The 22,738-nt window shown below is 53.5% G+C and carries 20 protein-coding genes; 10 read left to right on the top strand and 10 right to left on the bottom strand.

The window, feature by feature from the left end:
* Positions 1–53 precede the first annotated feature (53 nt).
* Together SFX18_19240 and SFX18_19235 are read left to right on the top strand one after the other, a co-directional pair.
* Positions 54–1,238, top strand: coding sequence for a hypothetical protein (locus SFX18_19240; GenBank protein MDX1965289.1), 1,185 nt, complete (start codon positions 54–56; stop codon positions 1,236–1,238).
* A 36-nt stretch (positions 1,239–1,274) separates the two neighbouring features.
* Positions 1,275–1,772 (top strand): hypothetical protein, encoded by a 498-nt coding sequence (locus SFX18_19235; protein ID MDX1965288.1) that lies wholly within the window; start codon positions 1,275–1,277, stop codon positions 1,770–1,772.
* A 51-nt stretch (positions 1,773–1,823) separates the two neighbouring features.
* On the opposite strand, the gene SFX18_19230 is transcribed toward SFX18_19235, so the two are convergent.
* Entirely contained in the window at positions 1,824–2,918 is a 1,095-nt protein-coding gene (locus SFX18_19230) for a hypothetical protein (protein MDX1965287.1), read from the bottom strand.
* 213 nt (positions 2,919–3,131) lie between these two features.
* Entirely contained in the window at positions 3,132–5,534 is a 2,403-nt protein-coding gene (locus SFX18_19225; protein MDX1965286.1) for a DUF4159 domain-containing protein, read from the bottom strand.
* A 481-nt stretch (positions 5,535–6,015) separates the two neighbouring features.
* On the opposite strand from SFX18_19225, the gene SFX18_19220 reads away from it, so the two are divergent.
* From SFX18_19220 to SFX18_19210, 3 genes are all read left to right on the top strand, one after another.
* Positions 6,016–6,972, top strand: coding sequence for a MoxR family ATPase (locus SFX18_19220; protein ID MDX1965285.1), 957 nt, complete (start codon positions 6,016–6,018; stop codon positions 6,970–6,972).
* An 85-nt stretch (positions 6,973–7,057) separates the two neighbouring features.
* The gene (locus SFX18_19215; protein ID MDX1965284.1) at positions 7,058–7,687 is read left to right on the top strand and encodes a Uma2 family endonuclease; all 630 of its coding nucleotides are present in this window, start codon (positions 7,058–7,060) and stop codon (positions 7,685–7,687) included.
* A gap of 41 nt (positions 7,688–7,728) precedes the next feature.
* Positions 7,729–8,625, top strand: a complete 897-nt coding sequence (locus tag SFX18_19210; protein ID MDX1965283.1) for a DUF58 domain-containing protein — start codon at positions 7,729–7,731, stop codon at positions 8,623–8,625.
* 313 nt (positions 8,626–8,938) lie between these two features.
* Here SFX18_19210 and SFX18_19205 read toward each other — a convergent pair whose 3' ends face one another.
* From SFX18_19205 to SFX18_19195, 3 genes are all read right to left on the bottom strand, one after another.
* The gene (locus SFX18_19205) at positions 8,939–9,424 is read right to left on the bottom strand and encodes a division/cell wall cluster transcriptional repressor MraZ (protein ID MDX1965282.1); all 486 of its coding nucleotides are present in this window, start codon (positions 9,422–9,424) and stop codon (positions 8,939–8,941) included.
* A gap of 287 nt (positions 9,425–9,711) precedes the next feature.
* Positions 9,712–10,956, bottom strand: a complete 1,245-nt coding sequence (locus SFX18_19200) for an excinuclease ABC subunit UvrC (protein MDX1965281.1) — start codon at positions 10,954–10,956, stop codon at positions 9,712–9,714.
* Positions 10,957–11,285: 329 nt separating this feature from the next.
* The gene (locus tag SFX18_19195; GenBank protein MDX1965280.1) at positions 11,286–12,530 is read right to left on the bottom strand and encodes an ATP-dependent 6-phosphofructokinase; all 1,245 of its coding nucleotides are present in this window, start codon (positions 12,528–12,530) and stop codon (positions 11,286–11,288) included.
* 299 nt (positions 12,531–12,829) lie between these two features.
* Between SFX18_19195 and SFX18_19190 the strand changes: the two genes are divergently transcribed.
* The 4 genes from SFX18_19190 (at position 12,830) to SFX18_19175 (ending at position 16,073) form a co-directional block, all read left to right on the top strand.
* Entirely contained in the window at positions 12,830–13,582 is a 753-nt protein-coding gene (locus tag SFX18_19190; protein ID MDX1965279.1) for a platelet-activating factor acetylhydrolase IB subunit, read from the top strand.
* A 268-nt stretch (positions 13,583–13,850) separates the two neighbouring features.
* Complete coding sequence (locus tag SFX18_19185; GenBank protein ID MDX1965278.1) at positions 13,851–14,975, top strand: hypothetical protein; 1,125 nt, start codon at positions 13,851–13,853, stop codon at positions 14,973–14,975.
* An 85-nt stretch (positions 14,976–15,060) separates the two neighbouring features.
* A complete protein-coding gene (locus SFX18_19180; protein MDX1965277.1) occupies positions 15,061–15,675 on the top strand; it encodes a non-canonical purine NTP pyrophosphatase in 615 nt (204 codons plus the stop codon).
* Positions 15,672–16,073: a hypothetical protein gene (locus SFX18_19175; protein ID MDX1965276.1), complete on the top strand. Its 402-nt coding sequence runs from the start codon at positions 15,672–15,674 to the stop codon at positions 16,071–16,073. Before SFX18_19180 ends, SFX18_19175 begins: the two co-directional genes overlap by 4 nt.
* Here the strand turns inward: SFX18_19175 and SFX18_19170 are convergent.
* The 5 genes from SFX18_19170 to SFX18_19150 all read right to left on the bottom strand — a co-directional run bounded on the left by SFX18_19170 (position 16,009) and on the right by SFX18_19150 (position 20,011).
* Entirely contained in the window at positions 16,009–17,082 is a 1,074-nt protein-coding gene (locus SFX18_19170; protein MDX1965275.1) for an ATP-binding cassette domain-containing protein, read from the bottom strand. The two genes, SFX18_19175 and SFX18_19170, sit on opposite strands and share 65 nt — an antisense overlap.
* 7 nt (positions 17,083–17,089) lie before the next feature.
* A complete protein-coding gene (locus tag SFX18_19165) occupies positions 17,090–17,836 on the bottom strand; it encodes a hypothetical protein (GenBank protein MDX1965274.1) in 747 nt (248 codons plus the stop codon).
* A 316-nt stretch (positions 17,837–18,152) separates the two neighbouring features.
* Positions 18,153–18,335, bottom strand: a complete 183-nt coding sequence (locus tag SFX18_19160) for a carbon storage regulator (protein MDX1965273.1) — start codon at positions 18,333–18,335, stop codon at positions 18,153–18,155.
* A gap of 102 nt (positions 18,336–18,437) precedes the next feature.
* Complete coding sequence (locus tag SFX18_19155) at positions 18,438–18,758, bottom strand: hypothetical protein (protein ID MDX1965272.1); 321 nt, start codon at positions 18,756–18,758, stop codon at positions 18,438–18,440.
* A gap of 221 nt (positions 18,759–18,979) precedes the next feature.
* Complete coding sequence (locus SFX18_19150; GenBank protein MDX1965271.1) at positions 18,980–20,011, bottom strand: PmoA family protein; 1,032 nt, start codon at positions 20,009–20,011, stop codon at positions 18,980–18,982.
* Between the two features lie 760 nt (positions 20,012–20,771).
* On the opposite strand from SFX18_19150, the gene SFX18_19145 reads away from it, so the two are divergent.
* Positions 20,772–22,738: DUF2075 domain-containing protein (locus SFX18_19145; GenBank protein ID MDX1965270.1), on the top strand; the 1,967-nt coding region annotated here is incomplete at its 3' end.

The raw sequence follows: 22,738 nt of genomic DNA, 5'->3' as shown, positions 1-22,738 counted from the left end.
GCAGTGGTTTATTTGACAGTTTGTGCGTCGGGCGGGATCTCCAACGGTGCGATATGCGTGACCGTTTTTCTTGGACAATATTGCTTGGCACGTGGCGGGGAATCCATTTTCGCCTGCATGTGACGACGGTCTTGTTTTGGTTATTTGCCTGGCAGGTGGCGCAACTGGCCGATCCCGCGCGGGGCGCGACCCTGTGGTGCGTCGGTTTTTTGACTTGGGTCTTGGCGCTGGCGGCGCACGAACTGGGGCATGTTTATGCCTTGGTTCATTTTGGCGGCAAACTCCAGGATTATGTCTGCACTCCGCTGGGCAATATGGCGGCCCCGCGCCTCTCCCAGGAACCCCAGGCCGAGTTTTCTTACGCGTTGGCCGGACCGGGAATGAATTTTATTCTGGGCTTGGCGGCGGCTATTTTATTAGCTTGGCAGGGGATTAACTGCCTTGACTTGGTCCTGTCGCCGTTTCTGCCCCAGGGCGTGCAAGAAGGCCCCTTGGGCCTGGTGGCGATGAAACTTTGGTGTTGGTGGAACGGTTTGTTTTTATTGAATTTGTTTCCCGCGCTTCCCTTGGACGGGGGGCGGGCTTTGGTGGCGGTTTTATGGCCGGTATTTTCCCGCCGGGGTACCATTCTGATCGTGACCCGCAGCATGATGCTGACCAGCGCGGGCCTAGTGGTGTTGTCATGTTTATTGCCCCTGATCGAGTTGTGGTACTTGCCAGGATGGTTGGCCATGATGTGCTTGGCCACGTGGCTTTTATTTGCGGCTTTTGCCGATTGGTCCAGCGGAAGCTGGATTGCCGACGAAGGTCGCGACCGGCGTTGGGACCACGACAATCATCACGAAAGCGAGTTATTTCCCTGGATTGATGATCAACCGCGCAAAGCGAGGGGGGTCATCGAGCAAGACATCGAACCACGTCCCCAGCCATTTGCCAAGAATCGCCGCACTACCAAGCCTTTTCCTCCGGAAGATGTCCTGGATGGCGATCCCCCGATGGATGAGGAATTGGCGGATGCGGCGGACTGGCTGGAAGATGGAGAACCAGAGGAATTTACTTATCCGCCCGAAGGTTCCACCGAATGGCATGCGCCACCCCTGCCGACCGAAGAAGAACGCTTGGACGAAATTTTGAGCCGTGTCAAACTGGCGGGACTCTCTTCGCTATCGCGCCGGGACCGGGAATTTTTGGAACAGGCCAGCCAAAAATTACGCGCCCGCGCCCGCCCGCGGCACTAAGCATTACCGCGCATCCTATCCCCCGGCAAAGGGAATGTGGCACTCATGGCCCGGCAAGAACTTCCCCGCGAAGATTTATTGCGTGACGCCCGCGCGTTGGTAATGCGTGGCGAATACTTGCCCGCGACCGGAGAACCGCCGATTGTGACTGGCTTTCGCGCGAATGGCGCGGCCAGTTTCTTCTTTGGCGAGGATCCCGCTTACCATTTTACCAGCAACCGAAAACTGCGGCGGGCTTACGCGGGGGGAGAATTGTATAAGGCCCAGGCGGGTCAACTGATCCGCCTGCAGCGAGAACGCACGACTGATCAAGTGGTCCTGCGCAGCGCCCCGCTGGCCCCACGGGTACATGACGAATTTCTGCTGGCCGCGCGCCAAAAACTATCCTGGCTGGAACAGATCCTCGGGGCTGATTCAACCATTTGCCGGGGGGAAACCACCCATGACGGACTTCCCCTGCGCCCTAGGTTACTGGCGTGGTTAGCACAGTTGCCTTTTGCGCTGGCGGTGGCTGATGGGCCGCAAGTGGCGTGACGGCGCCAATCCCGCGGGACGATAAAGCGTCAATGTAGCTTACCCCGCTCTTTAACGGCCCGCGGTTGACTTCTTTTTTGCAGCGGATTTTTGGGAAGCGCCGGGAGTCGAACGGGAAGGTTGTCGGACTGTTTGTTGCCGTGCGGGCTGTTGCCGGACGGTTTGCTGTTTAACGGTCGGAGGATTGATTTGCGGACCGGTGTAATAAACACTCGGGTCGTCAATCACCCAGGGTGTCGACCACGTGCGGCCGTTATCCTGATTCAACACGTTAAAAAAGAAAGTTTCCATGTGCGTGCAGCGATAGCCATAGGGACGCTCGGTGGCGATCCAATCCTCCGGCGTCAGATTCTCGATTCCTTGTTTGGCATAATAGTGGACTGCCCCATCCGGAGAACATGAAAGCCCCAAGGTCCACCAGCCCAATTGTTCCCTGGTGATTTCCGGCCCGCGAAAATCCTGCCCCACGGGTCCGGCCCGTAAAATAAAATGGGCCGACTCCTCCATTTTTCGCTGGGGGCTAGGCATGGTATGCCAAATAAAGAAGCCGGGCCAATAGGTCTCTGTGCCATCGCTATTTTTGAATTCGGAGTTTGTCGCGCGGGTGGGATTTCCCCGGCAAGCCAGCCGAAATCCAAACGTATTGCCGCTGCGGCGTTCCCATTGCTCAAATGGAGGCAGATAAACGCGGCAAACGACATTCGGACTGCGCGACACATGCAGCATTCCGCCGGTGTTGCTAATCACATTTGCCACAAAGTCGTCCTGCATCGGCTTATTCAAAAATTGGTTGGGAATACCCGAGCGCAGCGTCTGCAGTAATAACGCTCCCTTACTGCCCGCTAGGCCTCCGGCGGGAGTATCGATCCGTTTGACCAGATCGGGATGCCCCCGTTTGACCCCTTCAAACCAGCGGCGATTGGCCGAATAGCCCGCGGGAAAACGGCTATTCTCGTCATCTTCATCGCTGCTTTTGGGGTTATTGGGAATATACGCCCAGGATTCATCCTCAAAATCGTCCCCCGCGACGGCGATCTTGGTGCCGGTCCCGGGGACAATTACCTGGGCGTTTAATAGCAGTTGCGGGCCAAAAACCAGACTTGTGGCGCTCAGCAGGCACAATGTCCAAAGGCGATAACAGCGCATGGAAATTCCTTTTTCCCGTACGAATTTGCAATTTGGCAAAGGATGGCCCAATCAGGCAAGCTGTTGACAGAAAAAACCAGTGGGCGGAAAAGATAGCTTTTCTGGCGGACTTGGGCAAGTGGGGACGTGCTAGCACGTCACGTTGCCCCCCATGTCCGCACTATCACCCTGGTAGGTGTGGTTGGATAACTGTTGCGTCGCGACTAACAATGGTCACTGCACCAGCGAGTAGAGCAGCACGTTGAGGCTGATTCGTTCCGCATCCTCGCGACTATACCCCGCGCATTCCAGGGAATCATGCCGTTCGAGCGCGCAGCTTAGGTCATATTTGGAAAAGATCACCCCGAATCGGTCGCCGACCATAACCCCCTCTAACTCGGGCGGGCCGACCTGCTTGCGGGCCTCCAGCGGTTGATCGGCGGCATTTTGCGGGTCGCGGCGGACAACCTTGGACAGGTCAAACCCACCGTATTTATTCGTCCACAGGGGATGGGTCGGGGGGATCGGCTCTATTTTTCCCTGGGGAAAGATTTCTCGCATTTCCTGGCGAAAAGAATCGGCAAACGCGGGGCTGCTACATATGGCATCGGCAAAGAGGGTCCCTCCCCGCTCGATATACTCGCGAATTCGTTTACGCTCATTGGGCGTCAGACGAAAATCATTCCGCCCATGCATAAATACCAGATGATGGTCAAAGATGGACTCTCCGGTGATGTCAATCAACCGGGAATCAACCTCCACGCGAAAGCCCAATTGCTGTTCGGCGGCGCGCAGAATTCCCGGCAAAGCTCCGGGCGCTGTGTCACAACCGCCCGGGTGCTTAAGTTTTGCCAGGTAAACCAGCGCTCGGTCGCCGGAATCGACTTTTTTGCCAGTTAATTCCAAATTCAGATTTTGGTCCTTGGATTTCAATTCGCGGTTGGTGGCATAGGCCAACACGTTCAGGCCGATACCATAGGCCCCTTGCCATTGCTTTTTGGTTTTTTCGGTAAAGTTGAGTTGTTTGCGCAGGGTGTTGATCTCCCACCAACAACCTAAATTCCCCGGAGGATCGTCGGCCGCGCGGGGAGGAACATACACAATGCAGGTCCGGCAGCCGTAATCCACACCCCACAAAGGGCGCAAGGCATCGGGCGGAATCGATTTTTCGGCCCGCCAAATCGCGTGTTCGGGGCCTAGCAGTTTCAGCGTGTGTTCCGGCTTATCGGCGAACATTTGCTGGATCGCGCGGCGAAACGAGCGATCAAAATCCCCCCCTCCGGGGCAGCAAGCCTCCGCAAAGATAAAGCCCCCTCGATCAATATAGTCGCGCAACAACTGCACCGTGGCGGGCGCAAATTCATGGGCCTCGCTCCCGCTGAGAAAAAGTACCGGCGATTGCAGCAGATCCTCGACAGTCGCGCGCTCCAGGTCGACCACCTGCCAGCTGAGGCCAATGGGATAATCTGCTTTCCATTCTTGTTCCACATAAGTGGTCAGATTAGCCACGTCATCTCGATGACGATTCCAAGAATTTCCGGATCCAAATTTGGCCTTGGCCAATAAAACCGGCCGCCTCCCTTTGCTGAGATATAACAACGCCAAACTGGTTGACACGGGAGGGTTACCCTCGTTGTCATTTCCCCCCGACCAGCTCCCGCCGACATTTTGGGTGCGGACCAAATGCTCCGCTCCTTCGCGGTACCAATCATGCGCTTGGCCCTGATTTCCGTAAAAAAACCTTCGCCCGCTAAGACGTCCAATCCGTTCGATGCCATACAAGTAGTACATATTCCAGCCAACCCCTGCCCCGCTAAAGTTGGCGGGATTAAACCGCACGGTGAAATGCCGTCCCATCCAGCGGAGACCGCTTTCTACTCCTTCATCCAATTCCTGATTACCACAGCAGATAATATTATCTCCCTGGATTTTGGCATCCCCTTGTTCGACCATGCTCTGCGCGATGAGCAGCGAGGCGATACCCGCGCAGGTCATGCTGCCTGTGCCGGGGACCGTTCGTCCATGAACCAACTTGTCAAAGATATACCCCCAAGAGCCATCTTCGTTTTGCGATTTTTTCCAATAATCCAAAGAATTTTTCCAGGTGGCGGGGCTAATATTGACCCCTACATCAGCGCGGGTCGCTTCGTAGAGGCCCAGTAGCGCAAATTGGCTGTTGGAATTATCGGGACGCCCCGTGGGCCGATCATAGGCCCAGGCGCCGCGGGTGTTTTCGTTTTTGGCTTGGTTTTCTTGCAGCCAAAGGGCGTGTTTTTTAATGGTGGCGGCGTCTTGTTTAGGATCGGCGGCGGCAAACGCCATGATAATCAGCGCGCTGGCATAGACTTTTTCGGGAGTTTTGGTCCGCAAATGGGCGAGGGCCTTGGCCACCTGGAGATCGCTGGCGGGGACGCCGCAATTGAGCATAGCCAGCGTGCAGAGCGCCGTGACACCGCCTGGTTGCTCCGGATGACCGTCCCAGGTGCCGTCGTTATTTTGGGAACGACGTAAAAACTCCACCCCTTTGTCCATTGCCGTGCGAATTTGCACCGCGTCCACCGGCCCCTTGGCTACCTCTTGCTGGGCATGCAGGGGGGGCAGGGCAGTTCCCCCGATCATCCAAACCAGCAGCGCCATCGCAAAAACTTGCAAGCCCCCCCTGCCCCATTTAGTTGTTTGGGGCAAATTTGTTGCCCTAGGGGGTCTGTGCAAACGACTGGATAAACTGCCTGGATTGGACATCTTGGCTAGTGTTCAAAAATGGTGGATCGGGAAACCACGATTCCGGCCAGTTTGATTGGCTGTCATCATCCCTTTATTTTAGCATTTGCCGTCACTTAGTGAAATTTGTCGCCAAATTGGGGAATATGGAGTGAAAGCGGAGTAACCAAAAGCTGGTAAAACCAGCGAAACTGCCGGTTCCGGGAACTGCCAGTTTGGATTGCCCGCCGTCGGCGTGGGCTATAAGATACAATTTGTCGGGGTGAAAAAGTCCCCCGGCAGGCTCCTTATCCCCCTTGTTTCTTGGCTTTGCCCCTCCGGGCAAAGAGCAGGCGTGTCCACCAAACCCCGCAGTTTAGGCGATTTTTTGCAGGAATTTGCCCAGCACCGGCAGGTGATGCGCGACGAACTTCAGAAAGTCATTGTTGGCCAATCGGATGTCATTGAACAGCTCTTTGCGGCTATTTTTACCCGTGGGCATTGTTTGCTCGAGGGGGTTCCCGGCCTGGCCAAGACCCTGATGGTCAGCACATTGGCAAAAATCCTGGACGTGGGTTTTAAGCGAATTCAGTTTACGCCGGACTTGATGCCTAGTGACATTACGGGAACGAATGTCCTGGAAGAGGATGAAAGCGGCAAACGGAATTTTCGCTTTGTCGAGGGGCCGGTTTTTACCAACATATTATTGGCGGACGAGGTCAACCGCACCCCGCCCAAGACGCAGGCGGCATTATTGCAGGCCATGCAAGAGCGGGAAGTCAGCGTGGGTCAAACGACCTATCAACTGCCGGAGCCGTTTTTTGTGATTGCGACGCAAAATCCGATCGAGCAAGAGGGAACTTATCCCTTGCCCGAGGCGCAGCTGGACCGATTTATGTTTAACATCAAGGTGGGCTATCCCAGCGCTAGCGAGGAAGAACAGATATTGTCCTCGACCACACGGAATGAAAAACCGACCGTGAATAAGATTTTGAGCGGGCGGGCGATTGTCAATTTGCAGAAATTGGTCGGCAGCGTGGCGGTCAGCGAATACATTGTAAAATATGTGTCGCGGCTGGTCCGCGCGACCCGGCCAAAGGATGATTCCGCCCCGGCATTCGTGCGGGAACTGGTTGATTGGGGGGCGGGTCCGCGGGCCGGGCAGTTTTTGATTTATGGGGGAAAAGCCCTGGCGGCGATGGAGGGACGGTTTAGCGTGGCGATTGACGATATCCGCAAGGTGGCCACGCCGGTCCTGCGACACCGGATCAGCACCAACTTTCAGGCCCAGGCCGAGGGGATCAACAATGAACAAATCATTGAGCGGTTGATCAAGGAAATTCCCGCGCCGGAAATTCCCAAATTGGTGAGGTAAGGGGGAGGCCCTGGTTACTTCACAGTAAAGTGATTCCAACATGCCGCCGGGAATAATAATCGACGAACGAATCAGGGTCCCATTTGTGGCATCCTTGTCGGACTTTCGAAAATGGACTCAATCATTGGATTTTCCAAAAATTGGGCGTTTTGATTTTCTTGCGGGTCAAGTGGAGGTCGATTTGTCTCCGGAGGATTTTTTCTTTCACGCCGTTATCAAGACGAGCGTGGCGGCTGCGATCTTTTCTCGCGTAGCGGACTTGGGCAGTGGCCATGTCTGCACCGACCGCACCCGTGTTACTTGCGTGGAAGCCATGTTATCCGTGGAACCAGATGTATTGTATGTTTCGGATAAATCGATTGACTCTGGAAAGGTAAAGTTAATTCCCAAATCGGGCGAAGAAGCCGAACGCTTTGTTGAATTAGAAGGTCCCCCGGACTTGGTTGTTGAGATTGTGAGCGACTCCTCGGAAATGAAAGATACGCAACGATTGCCACAAGCTTATTTTTCAGCGGGAGTCAAGGAACTTTGGATTATTGATGCGCGTCATCAGTCCATCAAATTTCAAATCTTTAAGTTAGCTCGTCGTAAGTACTTGGAATCCCTACCGGACGAGTCTGGTTATCGCCACTCCCCGGTATTACAGTGTGACTTCCACCTTGAACGAAAACGTAATGCGAGTGGCAGGTATGTTTATAAACTTCATGAACGATAATAAGTCAACGGAAGGGTAATGTTTCCCGCCCCACACTCTCCATGTCCACCGTCGAAAAATATCTAAAGCCCGAAGTCATTCGCCAGATCGCGCGATTGGACCTGCGCGCGCAATTTATCGTCAAGGGCTTTTTACAAGGGATGCATTCCAGCCCGTTTCATGGCTTTTCAGTCGAATTTAGCGAACACCGCAAGTACACCGCCGGAGACGACCCGGATGATATCGACTGGCTGGTCTTTGCCAAAACCGATAAATATTATATCAAAAAATTTGAGGCCGAAACCAACATCACCGGCTATCTCTGCATGGACCTGAGTGGATCCATGGGCTACACCCACCGCCAGACATTGAGCAAGTTTGAATATGGCATTTGCCTGGCCGCGGCGCTGGCGTATCTGATGGTCATGCAGCAGGACCCGGTGGGACTGATCACTTTTGACACGCAGTTGCGGCAATCCCTTCCCGCCAAAAGCAAACGCACGCAACTGGCCCAGATTTTATCCCTGTTGGCCAAATTAAAGCCCACCGGCGACACCGACATCGCCAAAAGCCTGGTCCAGGTGGCCGCCATGCTGCGGCATCGCAGCTTGATCATGATTTTTAGCGATTTGTTGACCGATCCTGAACCGATAAAAACGTCCCTGGCCCGTCTGCGACACGGCGGACACGATGTAATCTTGTTTCATATCCTGGACGAGGCAGAGGTTCGCTTTCCCTTTAGCGGCATGGTTGAATTGGAAGAACCGGAAAGCCTGGACAAGCTGCAAGTCGACGCGGACCATATTCGCAAAGAGTATATGGAGCAAATTTCCGCCTGGCGAGAGGATTACCGTAAATTCTGTTTTCAATCAAATATTGATTATGTTCCCCTGGACACCAGCCAGCAGTTTGACCGCGCGCTCAGCGAATACCTATTGAGCCGTCGCACGCGCTGCTAGACCCCGCTCAAGATAATTTGCTTTTGCTAAATACGAACTAACCCCAAAAATGCGACTTGCCCGGGCGAAATTCCACTTTCTACGGCATCCGTGACCCACAAACTTAGAGAATCCTTCTCTGTTCTATCCCAGTCTCCGCCGGGTGACACATGGCAGGTACTGAAAAGGTGGTGAAATCCCGGCCACGGGCAAAGTCGCAATAAACCGGCCTCCATACCGCAGGCGTAACGCTTCCACGCGTCAATTGATTAAAGCAAATTCGAAATCAACAAGCTTCGGCAAATCGTGTCCCATCATCTACAATGCAAATAGACTAGCGCGTTAATTCCTCAAATAAACTGGAAAAGCCGGGTAACTCCCGGCCCAGATGTTCCCGCCAGGAGGCTTCATGCCACAACTCCAGGCAAACCGCCGCTCCCACCACCAACACCATGCCGCCGGCTTCCACACCTAAAAACTCGCGAAAACCCTCGGGCAGCACCAACCTGCCCCGACCCGCCAGGGGAATAACCCGATGCCGCGTCGACAACATCCGACCCAACCGTTGCACATCCGCCCCACGATCCCGCAACTTACCCGCCCGCAATTTCGCCTGCAAAAGCTCTACCGCGGCTGAATACTGAGCCTGCCAAACGGATTCCACCCACAGGCTGAGGCAACCGGGACGTTCCTTTACCAAGATGCAGTTGGGGCCAGCCTCCACAAAGGGGTCGGCTAGCTCCGCTGGCAACGACATTCGATACCGTTCATCCAGGGAACGGGAAAATTCACCCATTAATAAGCGGGTATCGGCGCTCATGGCCACAGGTACCAAATGTTACAAACCCCAGATGACTCTGTTCGGCTGCCATGACTCCTTTATGGCAAATAGGGCATATTGGGTTAAAAACCCACAACACTTCCAGTTAAATTGCCGTTGATGGGTATAAAATCCACAAAGATGAATTTACGGATTTCTCCGCTTTTCGCAAGTCTTTTTTTCCAGAAAATTAAAACAGCCAGAATCGCAAGATTTGCGCGGATTGTCGTGGCAGTACCGACGATACCACAATTCATCCAAGGTGCCGCTGCATTACCGCATTGGCGTCAGTCGCCTAAGATGTTCTTTTTGCGGAGGAGATGATGATACTGCTGGGCAAAGCGGTGCGCCTCGTCCCGCACATACTGTAAAAGCCGCAAGGCAAAAGAATGCCGACTCAACACGAGTGGTTCTTCTTGGCCGGGAATGTAAATTTCTTCTTCGCGCTTGGCTAGTGAAATCACCGTGGGAGGCTGGATTTGCAATTCGGCAAAGGCGGCCAGTCCCGCGCTTAGCTGGCCTTTGCCCCCATCGATTAATAAAATATCGGGAAAGACCTCGCCTTCCTCGTTGAGCCGTTGAAAACGACGGGAAACCACCTCGTGGATGCTTTTAAAGTCGTCAACGCCCGCCACACCGCGAATTTTAAAGCGTTTATAACCGGGCTTGAACGGCAGACCGTCAATAAACTGCACCAAGCTGGCGACTGTTTCGCCGCCAGCCAGGTGCGCAATGTCCACTCCTTCGATAACCCGGGGCAATTTTTCTAGCTGCAATATCTTACGCAGGCCTTTGAGGCCTCGTTTGGGATCAATATAAAACACTTCCGGTTGCGTGTTCTCGCTAAGCGTTCCCCGCCGATCCAAGGTTTCCAACTTGCTTATTTCATCCCGTAAACGAGCCGCTTTTTCAAACCGCAGGGCCTGACTGGCGGCTTGCATTTCGGCCCGCATCTCGGCCAGCAGCTTTTCCTTGTTACCGTCCAAAAACATCCGCAGCCGCTGGATGGAACGGCGGTATTCCTCCTTGCTAATCCGCAAATTGCAAGGCGCGGTGCATTGACGGATGCTCGCTAACAGACAAGGACGAAACCAGCGCCAGCGCTCATCGTCGGCGTCGATATCCAGGCTGCAATTACGAAATTGAAAGATTTTTTGCAAGGCAGTCACCGCCCCCCGCAAACTCCCCGCGCTGACAAACGGCCCATACAGCTTTACCCCGCTCGTGCGGGGTTTGCGGGTGATTTCCACGCGCGGAAAGTCCTCGTGCGTGGTGATTTGCAAGTATGGAAAGCTTTTGCCGTCCTTAAGATCGCTATTAAATTTGGGCTGGATATCCTTAACCAGGCGGGCTTCCGCCAATAGCGCGTCCACCTCGCTGGTCATCGATAAATACTCTATATCCCAAATTTCCCGGACCAAATCCGACGTGCGCAGATCCTGGGCCGCCGCTTTCAAAAAATAGCTACCCGCACGGCTCCGCAGGTTTTTGGCCTTGCCCACGTAGATCACCCGCCCGGCGCGGTCTTTCATCAAATAAACGCCCGGGCTTTGGGGAAATTCACGTACTTTTTTGGATGCGAACTCAAACCCTCCAGCCGGGGGGGATGCTTCGCTAGCAAAAGAATTAGCCGGGGTGGAGGTCTCTTCGGAGCATCCGCTGGACGAAGTGCCGGGAAGTGCGGGCGCTTCCCCCCCGTCGGACACAATCCCTGCTTGTGATTCGCTTGTTGGGATAGACGGAGCCTCTCCCGACAACTCCGCCGCTGATTTCGATTTTTTGCGTTTCCCTCGCGCCATACCCGTATTATTCTCTTTCTGGCGGCTCTTGGCGAGGGTCCCCACGAAGGGGGCTTTGGCGGCTAGGCCAGGGCGGCCACCGCCGCGATCACCGGCGTAGCGTTGGTCTGGGGCAAGCTTGGGGCGTTAGAGCCGGAAGTCGCTTCATTTCCGTTGAAGGTGGGTTTATTTGTCCGCAGTAGTTCCCGATGGGCAAAGGGGCTGATCTGGGCCGAGCAGTCTCCAAAGCTGATCCCCAATGCCCTGGCGGCTTGGACGGCGGAACAATTGGGATCGACCGTGGACAGTTTGTTGATAGCATCGGAAATGGGGCAGCTTTCGACCCGCGGCGGCCAGTAGCAAACCATTTCGCCAAAGCGGCCTTCATGGATCAATCGAACCGCATGCGCGCCATACTGCGTGGCCAAGGCCCGATCAAAGCTGGTCGGGGCGCCGCCGCGCTGCAAATGTCCCAACACCATGCTGCGTACTTCACGATGCAAACGTTTGCCGATTTCTTGCGCGACTACTTGCCCAATGCCCCCGAGTTTCATTTGTTGCTTTAACTCGTTTCGATCTTGTCCCACCATGCCCCCCGTGGGTAATTCCGCCCCCTCCGCCACCACAATCAACGTAAAATGCCGTCCATTGGAGTCCCGGTCCAAAATCTTGTGGCAGACATTTTCAAATGTCCAGGGAATTTCCGGCAGCAAGATCACATCCCCGCCCCCGCCCAGGCCGGAATACAGGGCGATCCAGCCCGCATGGCGGCCCATGACCTCTAGCACCATCACCCGTTCATGGCTGGCGGCGGTGGTGTGCAGGCGATCCAGCGCGTCCGTCGCGCAGGCGACAGCACTGTCAAAGCCAAAAGTAAAGGCCGTCGCGCTCAGATCATTATCAATCGTCTTGGGAACTCCCACCACGGGAATGCCGTATTCATGAAATTGCTGGGCAATCGCCAAAGATCCATCCCCGCCGATGCAAATCAATCCCGCCAAATCAAGTTGCTCGCAGGTCACTTTGACGCCCGCCAGCAGCACGGGGTCAATTTCCACCCGGTCATGCACGCCCGCCACGGCGACAAACCGACCTTTATTTGTCGATCCGAGAATCGTTCCCCCTTTGGTCAGGATGCCGCTGGTATTGTTATTGTTGAGCGGCATGTAGCTCACGGGGTCCACCAGTCCCTCATACCCCTTTAAAAAACCCACCACATCGTATCCCAACTGGGTCGCGCTTTTAACCGCGCCACGAATGACCGCGTTCAGCCCCGGACAATCACCGCCACTGGTCAAGATGCCGATCCGCTGTGTTCGCATGCTCATGGGTAGGTCGCAAAAAAAGGATAGAAATTCCCGGGACGCCGACGACAAACGCAAGTTGCCCGACTAGCGTTAAAAAATATAGACAACTCTAGGTTGCCAACTGCGCGAAACCGCGAATTATTTGCCGAAAAATTCGGGCTTCCACGCCCTGCATTCCGCTTTTTACCGGCATACCCGGTGCATTCCGCGAATCTTGTCCAAACGGCGCGACGACGATTCTGGTTGCTTCAGCCGCCGCATGGATTATGCTAACGACATCGCGGAGTGCGTTGATTACCGATTTTTTTAAGGAGCATCCCATGCCAACTTGGTGGAAAATGTGCTTGTGTGGACTGTTATGGATCCCCTCGGTCTCCCCGGCCCAATTGATTTCAGATTCCCAAACACACACGGCAAACACCCCCGCTCCAAAAGTCGAATCGGACGGCTCTTTGCAAAGGGGATTTGCCGAGCGGCACCAGCGGTTTAACGAGCGGATTAAACAAGGGGATGTGGGCGTGCTGTTTATCGGCGATTCCATCACCGAGGCGTGGGAAGGACCAGGGAAGGAGATTTGGAATAAACGGTTTGCCCCGCGGAAGGCGGTCAATCTGGGAATTAGCGGCGACCGGACCCAGCATGTCCTGTGGCGGCTGGAAAATGGCAACATTGCAGGGATTGAGCCTAAAGCCGCGGTCATCATGATCGGCACCAATAATAGCAATGGCAGGGATCACACGGCCGAGCAAATCGCCGATGGAATCAAGGCCATTGTGCAAAAACTGCGCAAGGAATTACCCACGACCAAGATCCTGCTGCTGGCGATTTTTCCCCGCGGCGAAAAACCCAACCCCCAACGGGAAAAGAACGCCACCGCCAGCAAACTGGCCAGTGAACTGGCGGATGACAAGATGGTTTATTTTTTGGACATCGGCCCCAAATTCACCCAAGCGGACGGCACCATTAGCGCCGACGTCATGCCCGATTTTTTACATCTCAGCCCACAAGGATATCAAATCTGGGCGGACGCCATCGAGGATAAGCTAGCGGAGTTGCTCGGGGAAAAGAAGTAGGCGAACCGAGGGCGAGTCATTGTAGACACACTGGTCTTAAATATGTAATGCGGCCTGGATCCATTGCGATCCAGGCCGCTTTTTTGCTAGCGATTGCATGCAGTAGCAGCTTGTGACCCGGGCTAGCGGGAATTTTTAGAAATTTTATATAGATTGATTTAAGTCTGCTCTTGGTCTGGCCGGGGAAAGCCGCTAAACTTTGCCCAAATTTTGCCTGCCCCGGTGCGCGGCAATCTGTGCTTACCTTTTTTAAGTTTAAGGCGCGGTTATGACCTGGAATCGTCAAGGCTATTATTGGTGTTTGGCACTGCTCTTGGGCGTGTGGGGAGTCACCTTGGTTTCCGCGGCCAATCCGTTAAGTAACTTGTTTCGCCGGGTCGAGGCCGATCCCCACAAAAACTACACCGTGCTGGAAAATAACGGCCCCTGGATGATCATGGCCACGGTCTGCCGCGGCGACAAAGCCGAACAAGAAGCCAAGGCCATTGTTTATGAACTGCGCAAGGACCACCATTTGGAGGCCTATACGCATCTGTACGAAACGGATTACTCCAAGAGCTGGCAGGGACAGCATGTGGACCGCTATGGCAAACCCGAAATGATGTCCTTCGCCAATAAAGAAACAATCCGCGAAGTTGCCGTGTTGGTGGGTAATTATAGCACCGTGGATGACCCCGATGCCCTGGCCACGCTGAAGAAGATCAAGGAAATGCGTCTAAATTCGCTGCAAAATGCCAATAAAGACAATAACTCCACCACCACCGCCGAACTGGAACAGTACCGCGATAAGGTGAATCAACTGCGCCGCCGCGGACCCATGAGCATGGCCTTTGTCTCTAGCAATCCCCTGTTACCAAAAGAATATTTCCAGCAACCGGGACTGGACAAATTTGTGTTGGATATGAATAACGGCATGCGATATAGCCTGCTGGATTGTCCGGGAAAATACAGCGTCAAAGTGGCGACGTTTCGCGGCGCGACCTTGTTAGATCAAAAAAAGATCAAAGAGGTCGCGGGGGGGAAAAAAATGAAGGAAAAACTGAGCGAAGCCGGGGACAAAGCGGCCCTGCTAACGGAATCACTGCGGGAAAAAGGTTACGAGGCGTACCAATTTCATGATCGGCATGAAAGCGTGGTCTGCATCGGCAGCTTTAACGATGTGGGGCTTAAGCATCCCGACGGCAAAATCGACCTTGATCCGCGCATCCACCAAATCATGAAAGTGTTTGGCGCGACCCAGGCTGATCCTGCCAATCCCGGCACGGCGGCCGGTATGCACCCCAAGGTTACCACCGTCAGCTATGGCGGCGAAAACCTACGCATCAGCCTGGATCTACAGCCGCTCCCCGTGAGCGTGCCCAAGCGAGGCGTCGCGGCAAAATTGCAGCGGTAATATGGTGGGGAATGGGATTTTTCCACTAAATTGATATGCTAAATTCGCAACTCTCGAATTTCGCGTATTTATCGAATGGAAACCGATGTCCCCTCCCCCCTTGGTCCTGGGCACGCACAACCGCAAAAAGGCCGGCGAACTTGTCGACCTTCTAGCTCCCTGGCGCATTCCCCTGCTGACGCTGGCCGATCTGCCGGGAGCGATCACCGTTGACGAAACCGGCGCTTCCTTTGCCGAAAACGCCGCCCTCAAGGCCGCCACTCAAGCGCGGCATCTGGGCCACTGGGTGTTGGGTGAGGATAGCGGCTTGTGCGTGGACGCCCTGAATGGCGCGCCGGGTATCTATTCCGCCCGGTTTTCCGGGCCAGAGGCAACCGACCAGTCGAATAATCTTTTGTTGCAAGATCGCCTGCGGGAGGTACCCCCACCCCAGCGCACGGCCTATTATATCTGTAGCGCCGCCCTATCCGACCCGACGGGCAAAATTGTGGCCACCAGCGAAGGCCGGTGCCACGGTTTGATCCGTTCGGCGCCATCCGGCGGCGGGGGCTTTGGTTATGATCCTTACTTTGAAGTACGGGAGTACCACCGCACTTTTGCGGAATTAGGCCCCGTTGTCAAAGCGGTCCTCAGCCATCGGGCCCGTTCCCTACGTCAGATTTTGCCAGCGCTGCTGGCGATTTTTTCTCCTTCTCCGTGAAGCAAGTTTCCCTCATGGCCAGCCTCTTCCGCAAATCCGCAATGATTCCCCTCTTGGCGGTCTGCTTGATCTGGCTTTGCCTGGAAGTCGCCATCGTCGGTTATCTGCTGCTCAATCAACCAACTTGGGTTGCCGCCTATAGTGCGGCGGACCAGCAATCCTGGGAAGCATGGCGGGCGGCGGCGAATCAAATGGATGGCGTGCAGTCGCCAGTGAAACGTCGCCCTCCGAAAAGTCCGGAACCCCCCGCCCTCGTGATGCTGCGCGACCACTTTCCGGTGGTGATCTCGGCCGCGGTCGTCTTTAGCAGTGCGATCTATCTTTTTTTGGTGTTTATCTTGCGGGGAATTCTATTGCCGCCCGCTCCAGGGACAATCCGTCCTCTCCAGCAACTTTAAAACACGCCGTGGCATGTTTCTCTCCCACTAATGGGGGCACGGATTTGAGGCACTCCAGGTCGGCTAGCGGACAGCGCTCGGCAAAGGCACAACCGGACGGACGGTTTCCCTCGCTGGGCAATTCTCCCCCCACGGGGGGACGCTGCCGCCGACGGAGGCGGGCTACGATGGGATCAGGCACGGGAATCGCCGCCAATAACGCCTGCGTGTATGGATGCCGCGGTTGGGCAAAAAGTTCTTCCACGGGCGCGGTTTCGACCACGCGCCCCAGGTACATCACCGCCACCCGATCGCTTAAATGCCGAATGACCGATAAATCATGCGCGATAAACAAATACGCCAAGCCCAGTTGCCTCTGCAAATCCTCAAGCAAGTTAATGACTTGGGCCTGGATGGAAACATCGAGGGCCGATACCGGCTCATCCAGTATGAGCACCTCCGGTTCGGCGGCCAACGCGCGGGCGATGCCAATCCGCTGCCGTTGCCCGCCAGAAAACTCGTGGGGATATCGATTGAGCGAGCGGGGATTCAGCCCGACCAATTCCAGCAATCGCAACGCCTGAAGCAACCGTTCCCGCGGGGGGTGCAGGCCAAAGATCGTCATTGGCTCGGTGATGATCTGTGCCACCGTTTGACGCGGATTAAGCGAGGCAAATGGATCTTGAAACACCAACTGCATTTTACGGCGGTAAGCTTGCCGCGCATGATCGTTTAAATCATCGATCCGCTCATCTTTGTAATAGACCTCCCCGCCATGCAACGGCGTCAGTCCGGCAATCGCGCGGCTCAGCGTGCTCTTGCCGCAGCCAGATTCCCCCACCAGCCCTAGTGTTTCGCCCGCCCGCAACTCGAGGCTCACGCCGGCCACGGCCTGTAAATAACCGCTCGTCGCGCCGAACCAGGTTTTTTCCGTGGGAAACCGTACGCTGGCCTGACAAACCCGTAAAAGCGGAGGAGACGGGGCCACGGTCGTTGATTGCCTGGTATCCACCACGAATGATTCAATCAAAAGGGAATTATTGTGCCAGTGGACCTGTTGGCTGGCCTGCCGCGGGAACAGATTCCTTTGGTGGCAAATCCGCGGCCACTGGTTCTGTCCTCCCCGCTACATACAACGCCCCGTCCCGCAGTTCCAACGACTCAATGATGATCTGGTACGGCTCTCCCGACTGCCGCTCGGGCATGGTAAAAATCAGCACCGGTGTATTATCCACCACGGTTTGCTGGACTGTCCAGCCTTGATCCTGGGCGGAAGCAATCAGTTTTGTGACGACTTGCTCGAGCGTCCAGGGAAGATTCCCCAGGCGGACAGTCAAAATGCGCACGGAAATCTGATTTTCCCGTTCGAGTTGGATATTGGCATCCAAAGAGGCCACCACGGGAAACGGTTGGCGATCAACCGTGACCCCGGCGGAGACCTGGCCGGAAGTCACAGCCACGCGGGGATCATAAATGCCTTCCGGCAGCGCATCAGGATGGTTCCGCGGCAGATCCACCGCCAACCAGCCATTGATTTGTTCATCCGTCAAAACCAACGACCACTGTCCTAACTTGCGTAAGTCATTTTTAAATTTGCTAAGACGATTTAGAAAATCCAAACTTCCCTGATCCAAGTTTTGCTTGGGAATTAAGAGCGCGGATCGATAAAACGGACGGATCGTTCGCAACGCCCACAATAATCCCCCGATTCCCCCCCCGGCCAAGACGACCACGACCAGGATAAATAACCAAAAAACACGCCAGCGATGAAGCTTATATGTCATGACAATAAACTAAAAAAATTTGTTCCGTAACATGATGCCATTGAAACGGCGGCGCTGGATGACATCAGGGTAGCAGACTTCGGGGAACGAATTACCATCCGCCACTTATTTTAGGCAGCGGATACTCTCCCGGATATAGCGTGTTTTTTGCCCTGGATATCCAGTTTTAGACTTTCCACCCCCGGTGCCGCGCGGCCAAAGAAAAATATTGAATCAAAAAACCGGACTTGCACGCCCTGGCCAATCACCCAGAAAGGTCGTTCGTCACGACTGCAACATGCCAATAATTAATATAAAGCCCCCCCCATCAAAAATATCAACTTTGTTGCAGGCTGACCTTGGGAGCGGAAAACGGCTTGAGCTCTTCGCGCAAAACCACAATGTCGCTGGGGGCTTCGATACCGATGCGCACTTTATCACCGGCCACCTTGACCACGGTGATCGTGATTTGATCGCCCAGTTTGATTTGTTCGCTTTCCTTGCGCGAGAGCACCAACATGTTTATGACCTCCAAGTCGTTTGTATGTAGGGTACACTTTTGGTGTACTAATGTCAATTGTTAATCACCACGCCCAACAAAAAGTACTCCGCGGGTTTCCCATCAGGCCGCTTGCGGCAGGGAGGAGACCACGGGCGTGCTGGCTAATTGCAGAGTGGCAAACCGTTCCCCATTGGCACCGTAGCAATACACCACATTCGCCGCGGATTCCCAAATCGCGGTGATACGCACGGACCGGGGACCATGCAAGCAAAAAAACAACCCGCAAACTTTCCCCTGACGAATGAGCGACTGCGCCGTCAACGGAAACGCGTCAGGTTCAAATTGCTCATGTTCGCACAAGGTTGTTAAGATAAGTTGTCTGAGGGTATGAAAATCTGGGCAATGAAAGCTGGGACACAGCATTGCTACAGAAAACTCCATAAAAAAACTGCCATTAGCAAAGATTCGCAAATTGGCAGGAATAGGCAAAATGGGATAAATGCGGGACAAATTACCTATCGGCAAATTTGTCTGTGAGGATTTGGTTAAGATAGAGAAAATAGCGTGTCGGAAATTTCTACTTTTGACTTTAGTTCGCCAACGACGCCGTTAACTTTTTATGCTGGCTCCTTTTAATGAACCAGTTCACCTGACCAAAGCCCTTATTCGTCCTTAAATTTGACATACTGTTCGGCAATCTTGGCCTCTTGTTCATCTCCCCGGTGCAAAATCACGCGATAACGCAACTTCATGTGATCCCCGACCTGAAGGGTATGCTTTCCTGTTCCCGGAGGTTGCTTGGTAAAATCGTGCAAGCCAAACGGGTTGGCGGCGAATAGCCCGTACTCGCGGACATGCCAGTGCGTCGGATGCCGAAAGCTATCCGGATGGTTCAGGATAGCGATCCCATACCGTCCACCGGTTTGGTCAGCAGACGTATCAAACCGGGCCGGCCCATGATAATCGACCCATTCGGCGGCCTGCCCCCAGGCGGCACCATTCACCTGCCCTTGGCTATTGACGATTTTACCACCCAGTTTGGCCTCCACTCGCATGCTGTCGGGGACGCGGATGCCAAAGGAGCCTTCCTTGGTATCGCCAAAGGTTACCGGAGCATCCACCGGCGATAGGGTAATGGTAAAGTCGATCACCCGTTGGCTATCAGTGGCGGAAAACGCCAGTTCCCGCACATCCTGGCAAATAACTTTTCCCGCGGGGGATTTCCAAATATTTTTGGCAACCAGCCGGGCCGGAGCGGTCCCCGTGCTCGATGAGACACTATCAAACCCTTGATGCTCGATCACGCCCGGCTGTTTATCTTTGCCCTCTTCCAACCAAAAGTCAACGCCATTGACATCCCCGTGCGTGAACCACAGCGAGCGATGATGCGGGTGGTCGCGGGTCTCTTTTTCAACCTTGTCCAGGGGCCAGGCGCGGGTCAGCGGCACGCCGTCCGGACCATGAATTGGCCAGAGGATCGGCTTTGTTTTTGACAAGAGCACATACTTGGTAAAAAGGTCGTTCTGGACCTGCACCGTGACGCCGTCGGCGGTCTCGGTCAATGTCACGGGTAGCTCGGCGGCGGACACCATGCAGGCCAACCCCCAAAGTCCCCAAAGCAGGCCGACCTGCATCAAAAAATGCCGCGAACTCAGGCCCCCTTTGCAACAACCGCACCGGGAACAAAAACGCATCTGATCAGCTCCTGGGTGGGAGAACCATTATCAAAGTCCGTCGTTAAAGCTACGACTGAAATTTGAAAATAGGCGATGACCCGGCGAAAAGCAAATAATTTTTTGCGTCGAGGGGGATTGACCGCGCCTGCGCCGCGTGTCGCGATGCCTATGGAAGAAATTTAAATTGTCATCCAATGATAGTGTGACACTACAGGAACCGGGGGTAGTTCCCGGGAGGCGACAAGCATATTTACAAGACGATGGAAAATTCAGGAACATTCAGATCGCTGGATGCGGGAAATCGCCACAGAACCTATTAGTAGCCCGCGAACTGTGTGAGAAACTGATTGCCAGATGCCTCAACGGCTAAAACGCGAGTATTAGCTTTACTCCTACAATTGTGTTAATCGTTTATTAGGCAATTCTGGAAAAACGGAGATCTGTTGTACTTTTCACTCATAACCTCTCTCTACTTACTATTAGTTATAGGGGGTGGGCACAGATTACGCTGAATCTGCGACAGATCTCGGCCCTAGGCCGGCGCAAAGACTCGATTGGGAATAGCTACCCCTCGCTTTTTTTGGGGGAGGGCTGGGATAAGGACCGAGAGGATTGCTAGAATTTCCCGCGACCCTTGCTCAACGTCAGGACGCTACAAGACATACTTACAAAAGTGGCGGCAGATGGCAAAGTAGGGAACATGTTCAAATCTATTCTCGAAGCATACAAATTGATTATAATAACAGCAAAGTGATAGTTAAGTCTTATGGAGCCAAAAATGACCATTCGTGCATTGTACTCTGACTTCATAGGAAATTTCTTGGATTGTGATCCGAATCAAATACTCGGATCTATTGTGGAGCATGATTCTTTTGCCGTAGAAACACTCCAACGAGATGCATGGTTGCAGCAAATACAAATCCTAAAAAGTGTCCTCTTACCTTTTCGTAGTTGTGGAAAGATATATTTTGAGTATTCGATACCGCGAATGGGACGACGGATTGATGTTGTTGTCCTAATCAAGCATGTTGTTTTTGTAATTGAATTCAAAGTCAATGAAACGAAGTACAAGACGAATGCAATCGAACAAGTTTGGGACTACGCACTTGATTTAAAAAACTTCCATGAGCCAAGCCATCATCTGACTATTGCCCCGATTTTGGTTCCTACAGGTGCATCGTCAGTCTCAGTAAATATTGCGACAACGGTTCACGACGACGGTTTACTAATTCCTATTTGCGCGTCCATAGACAACATCGGTAAAGTAATCGAATTAGTACTTGAATTGGACGAATCTCATCCGATTAATTTGCAGACATGGGAAACGGGGCGCTATTGTCCAACTCCAACGATCATTGAGGCAGCACAGTCACTCTACAGAGGGCATAGTGTTGCTGACATTTCTCGTAATGACGCTACTGCAATCAATTTAGACCGCACCTCTAATGCAATCGCGGAGATTATTCGCCAATCCAAAGAGCAATCGAGAAAGTCAATTGGTTTTGTGACAGGAGTGCCTGGTGCCGGCAAAACGCTAGTCGGATTAAATGTCGCTACACAACACATAGACAACAAGAGCGATCTTTACAGTGTATTTCTTTCCGGTAATGCCCCGCTCGTTGCAGTATTAAGGGAAGCCCTCGCTCGTGACAAAATTGAAAGAGAAGTATTAGCTGGGCGAAAAATTACAAAGGGAGCTGCTAGAAGCGAAGTTAAACTCTTTATTCAGAACGTACACAACTTCCGTGACGAAGGCTTGATTGATGCAAGTCAGCCACCCATCGAGCATGTCGCGATTTTTGATGAAGCTCAGCGTGCATGGGACGTTGAGCAAACCTCAAAGTTCATGCGTCAAAAAAAAGGAATTGCCGATTTCAATAAGTCCGAGCCGGAATTTCTGATTTCGTGTCTGGATCGACATCAAGACTGGGCGGTCATTGTTTGCTTGGTCGGAGGTGGACAGGAGATAAATACAGGTGAAGCAGGTATAAGCGAATGGCTGAAAACTCTCGCGACCTCTTTTCCTCATTGGGATGTGCACATTTCCTCAGACCTTCACGAGACTGAATATGCAGCTAATAAGGCTATTGAGTTATTTGCTGAGCGCGACGGTGTACACTTTAACGATGATCTGCATCTGGCCGTATCGTTAAGGTCATTTCGTGCTGAAAAATTGTCCAGCCTCGTCAAACTCATTCTTGATCAGAACGAAGAAGAGGCTCGCAGCGTGCTGCAAAGTATCGAGCATCAATATCCGATTGTGATCACACGGTCCTTAATAAAAGCGAAAGAATGGATTAAAACACAAGCTCGAGGTTCCGAACGCTATGGCATTGTCGTTTCATCGCAGGCTCATCGCTTAAAACCTTATGCAATTGACATCAAGTCTCCAGTTGATCCTGTACATTGGTTCCTTGACAACAAAGATGATGTTCGATCCTCATATTATCTTGAAGACGCTGCAACGGAATTTCATGTTCAAGGCCTCGAACTCGATTGGGCCTGTGTCGTTTGGGATGGTGACTTCCGGTATCATTCTACGGGTTGGCGACATTACTCATTTGTAGGAGATCGTTGGAATAAAGTACTTAAGACTGCACGCCAACTGGCGGACATCAAACTCAAACGCAACGCGGGTTTAGGAGCTAGCGTAAAAAACTTCGTGGGCGGTTTGGAAGCCCAGGCATTCGCGGGGTCTGTGGTTGATAAGATCTTGGACCCGGCGGACCTCTTGCGGAGTGACGT

Source organism: Pirellulales bacterium, assembly GCA_033762255.1.
Taxonomy (GTDB): domain Bacteria; phylum Planctomycetota; class Planctomycetia; order Pirellulales; family JALHPA01; genus JANRLT01.
This window is presented reverse-complemented; position numbering and strand designations above follow the sequence as displayed.

What these genes read in the sequence shown, in the direction of transcription:
- SFX18_19240 (MDX1965289.1), top strand. Translation starts at nt 54, where the DNA reads ATGCGTGACCGTTTTTCTTGGACAATATTGCTTGGCACGTGGCGGGGA.
- SFX18_19230 (MDX1965287.1), bottom strand. Translation starts at nt 2,918, where the DNA reads ATGCGCTGTTATCGCCTTTGGACATTGTGCCTGCTGAGCGCCACAAGT.
- SFX18_19225 (MDX1965286.1), bottom strand. Translation starts at nt 5,534, where the DNA reads ATGGCGCTGCTGGTTTGGATGATCGGGGGAACTGCCCTGCCCCCCCTG.
- SFX18_19220 (MDX1965285.1), top strand. Translation starts at nt 6,016, where the DNA reads ATGCGCGACGAACTTCAGAAAGTCATTGTTGGCCAATCGGATGTCATT.
- SFX18_19210 (MDX1965283.1), top strand. Translation starts at nt 7,729, where the DNA reads ATGTCCACCGTCGAAAAATATCTAAAGCCCGAAGTCATTCGCCAGATC.
- SFX18_19205 (MDX1965282.1), bottom strand. Translation starts at nt 9,424, where the DNA reads ATGAGCGCCGATACCCGCTTATTAATGGGTGAATTTTCCCGTTCCCTG.
- SFX18_19200 (MDX1965281.1), bottom strand. Translation starts at nt 10,956, where the DNA reads ATGAAAGACCGCGCCGGGCGGGTGATCTACGTGGGCAAGGCCAAAAAC.
- SFX18_19195 (MDX1965280.1), bottom strand. Translation starts at nt 12,530, where the DNA reads ATGAGCATGCGAACACAGCGGATCGGCATCTTGACCAGTGGCGGTGAT.
- SFX18_19190 (MDX1965279.1), top strand. Translation starts at nt 12,830, where the DNA reads ATGCCAACTTGGTGGAAAATGTGCTTGTGTGGACTGTTATGGATCCCC.
- SFX18_19185 (MDX1965278.1), top strand. Translation starts at nt 13,851, where the DNA reads ATGACCTGGAATCGTCAAGGCTATTATTGGTGTTTGGCACTGCTCTTG.
- SFX18_19180 (MDX1965277.1), top strand. Translation starts at nt 15,061, where the DNA reads ATGTCCCCTCCCCCCTTGGTCCTGGGCACGCACAACCGCAAAAAGGCC.
- SFX18_19165 (MDX1965274.1), bottom strand. Translation starts at nt 17,836, where the DNA reads ATGACATATAAGCTTCATCGCTGGCGTGTTTTTTGGTTATTTATCCTG.
- SFX18_19160 (MDX1965273.1), bottom strand. Translation starts at nt 18,335, where the DNA reads ATGTTGGTGCTCTCGCGCAAGGAAAGCGAACAAATCAAACTGGGCGAT.
- SFX18_19155 (MDX1965272.1), bottom strand. Translation starts at nt 18,758, where the DNA reads ATGGAGTTTTCTGTAGCAATGCTGTGTCCCAGCTTTCATTGCCCAGAT.
- SFX18_19150 (MDX1965271.1), bottom strand. Translation starts at nt 20,011, where the DNA reads ATGCGTTTTTGTTCCCGGTGCGGTTGTTGCAAAGGGGGCCTGAGTTCG.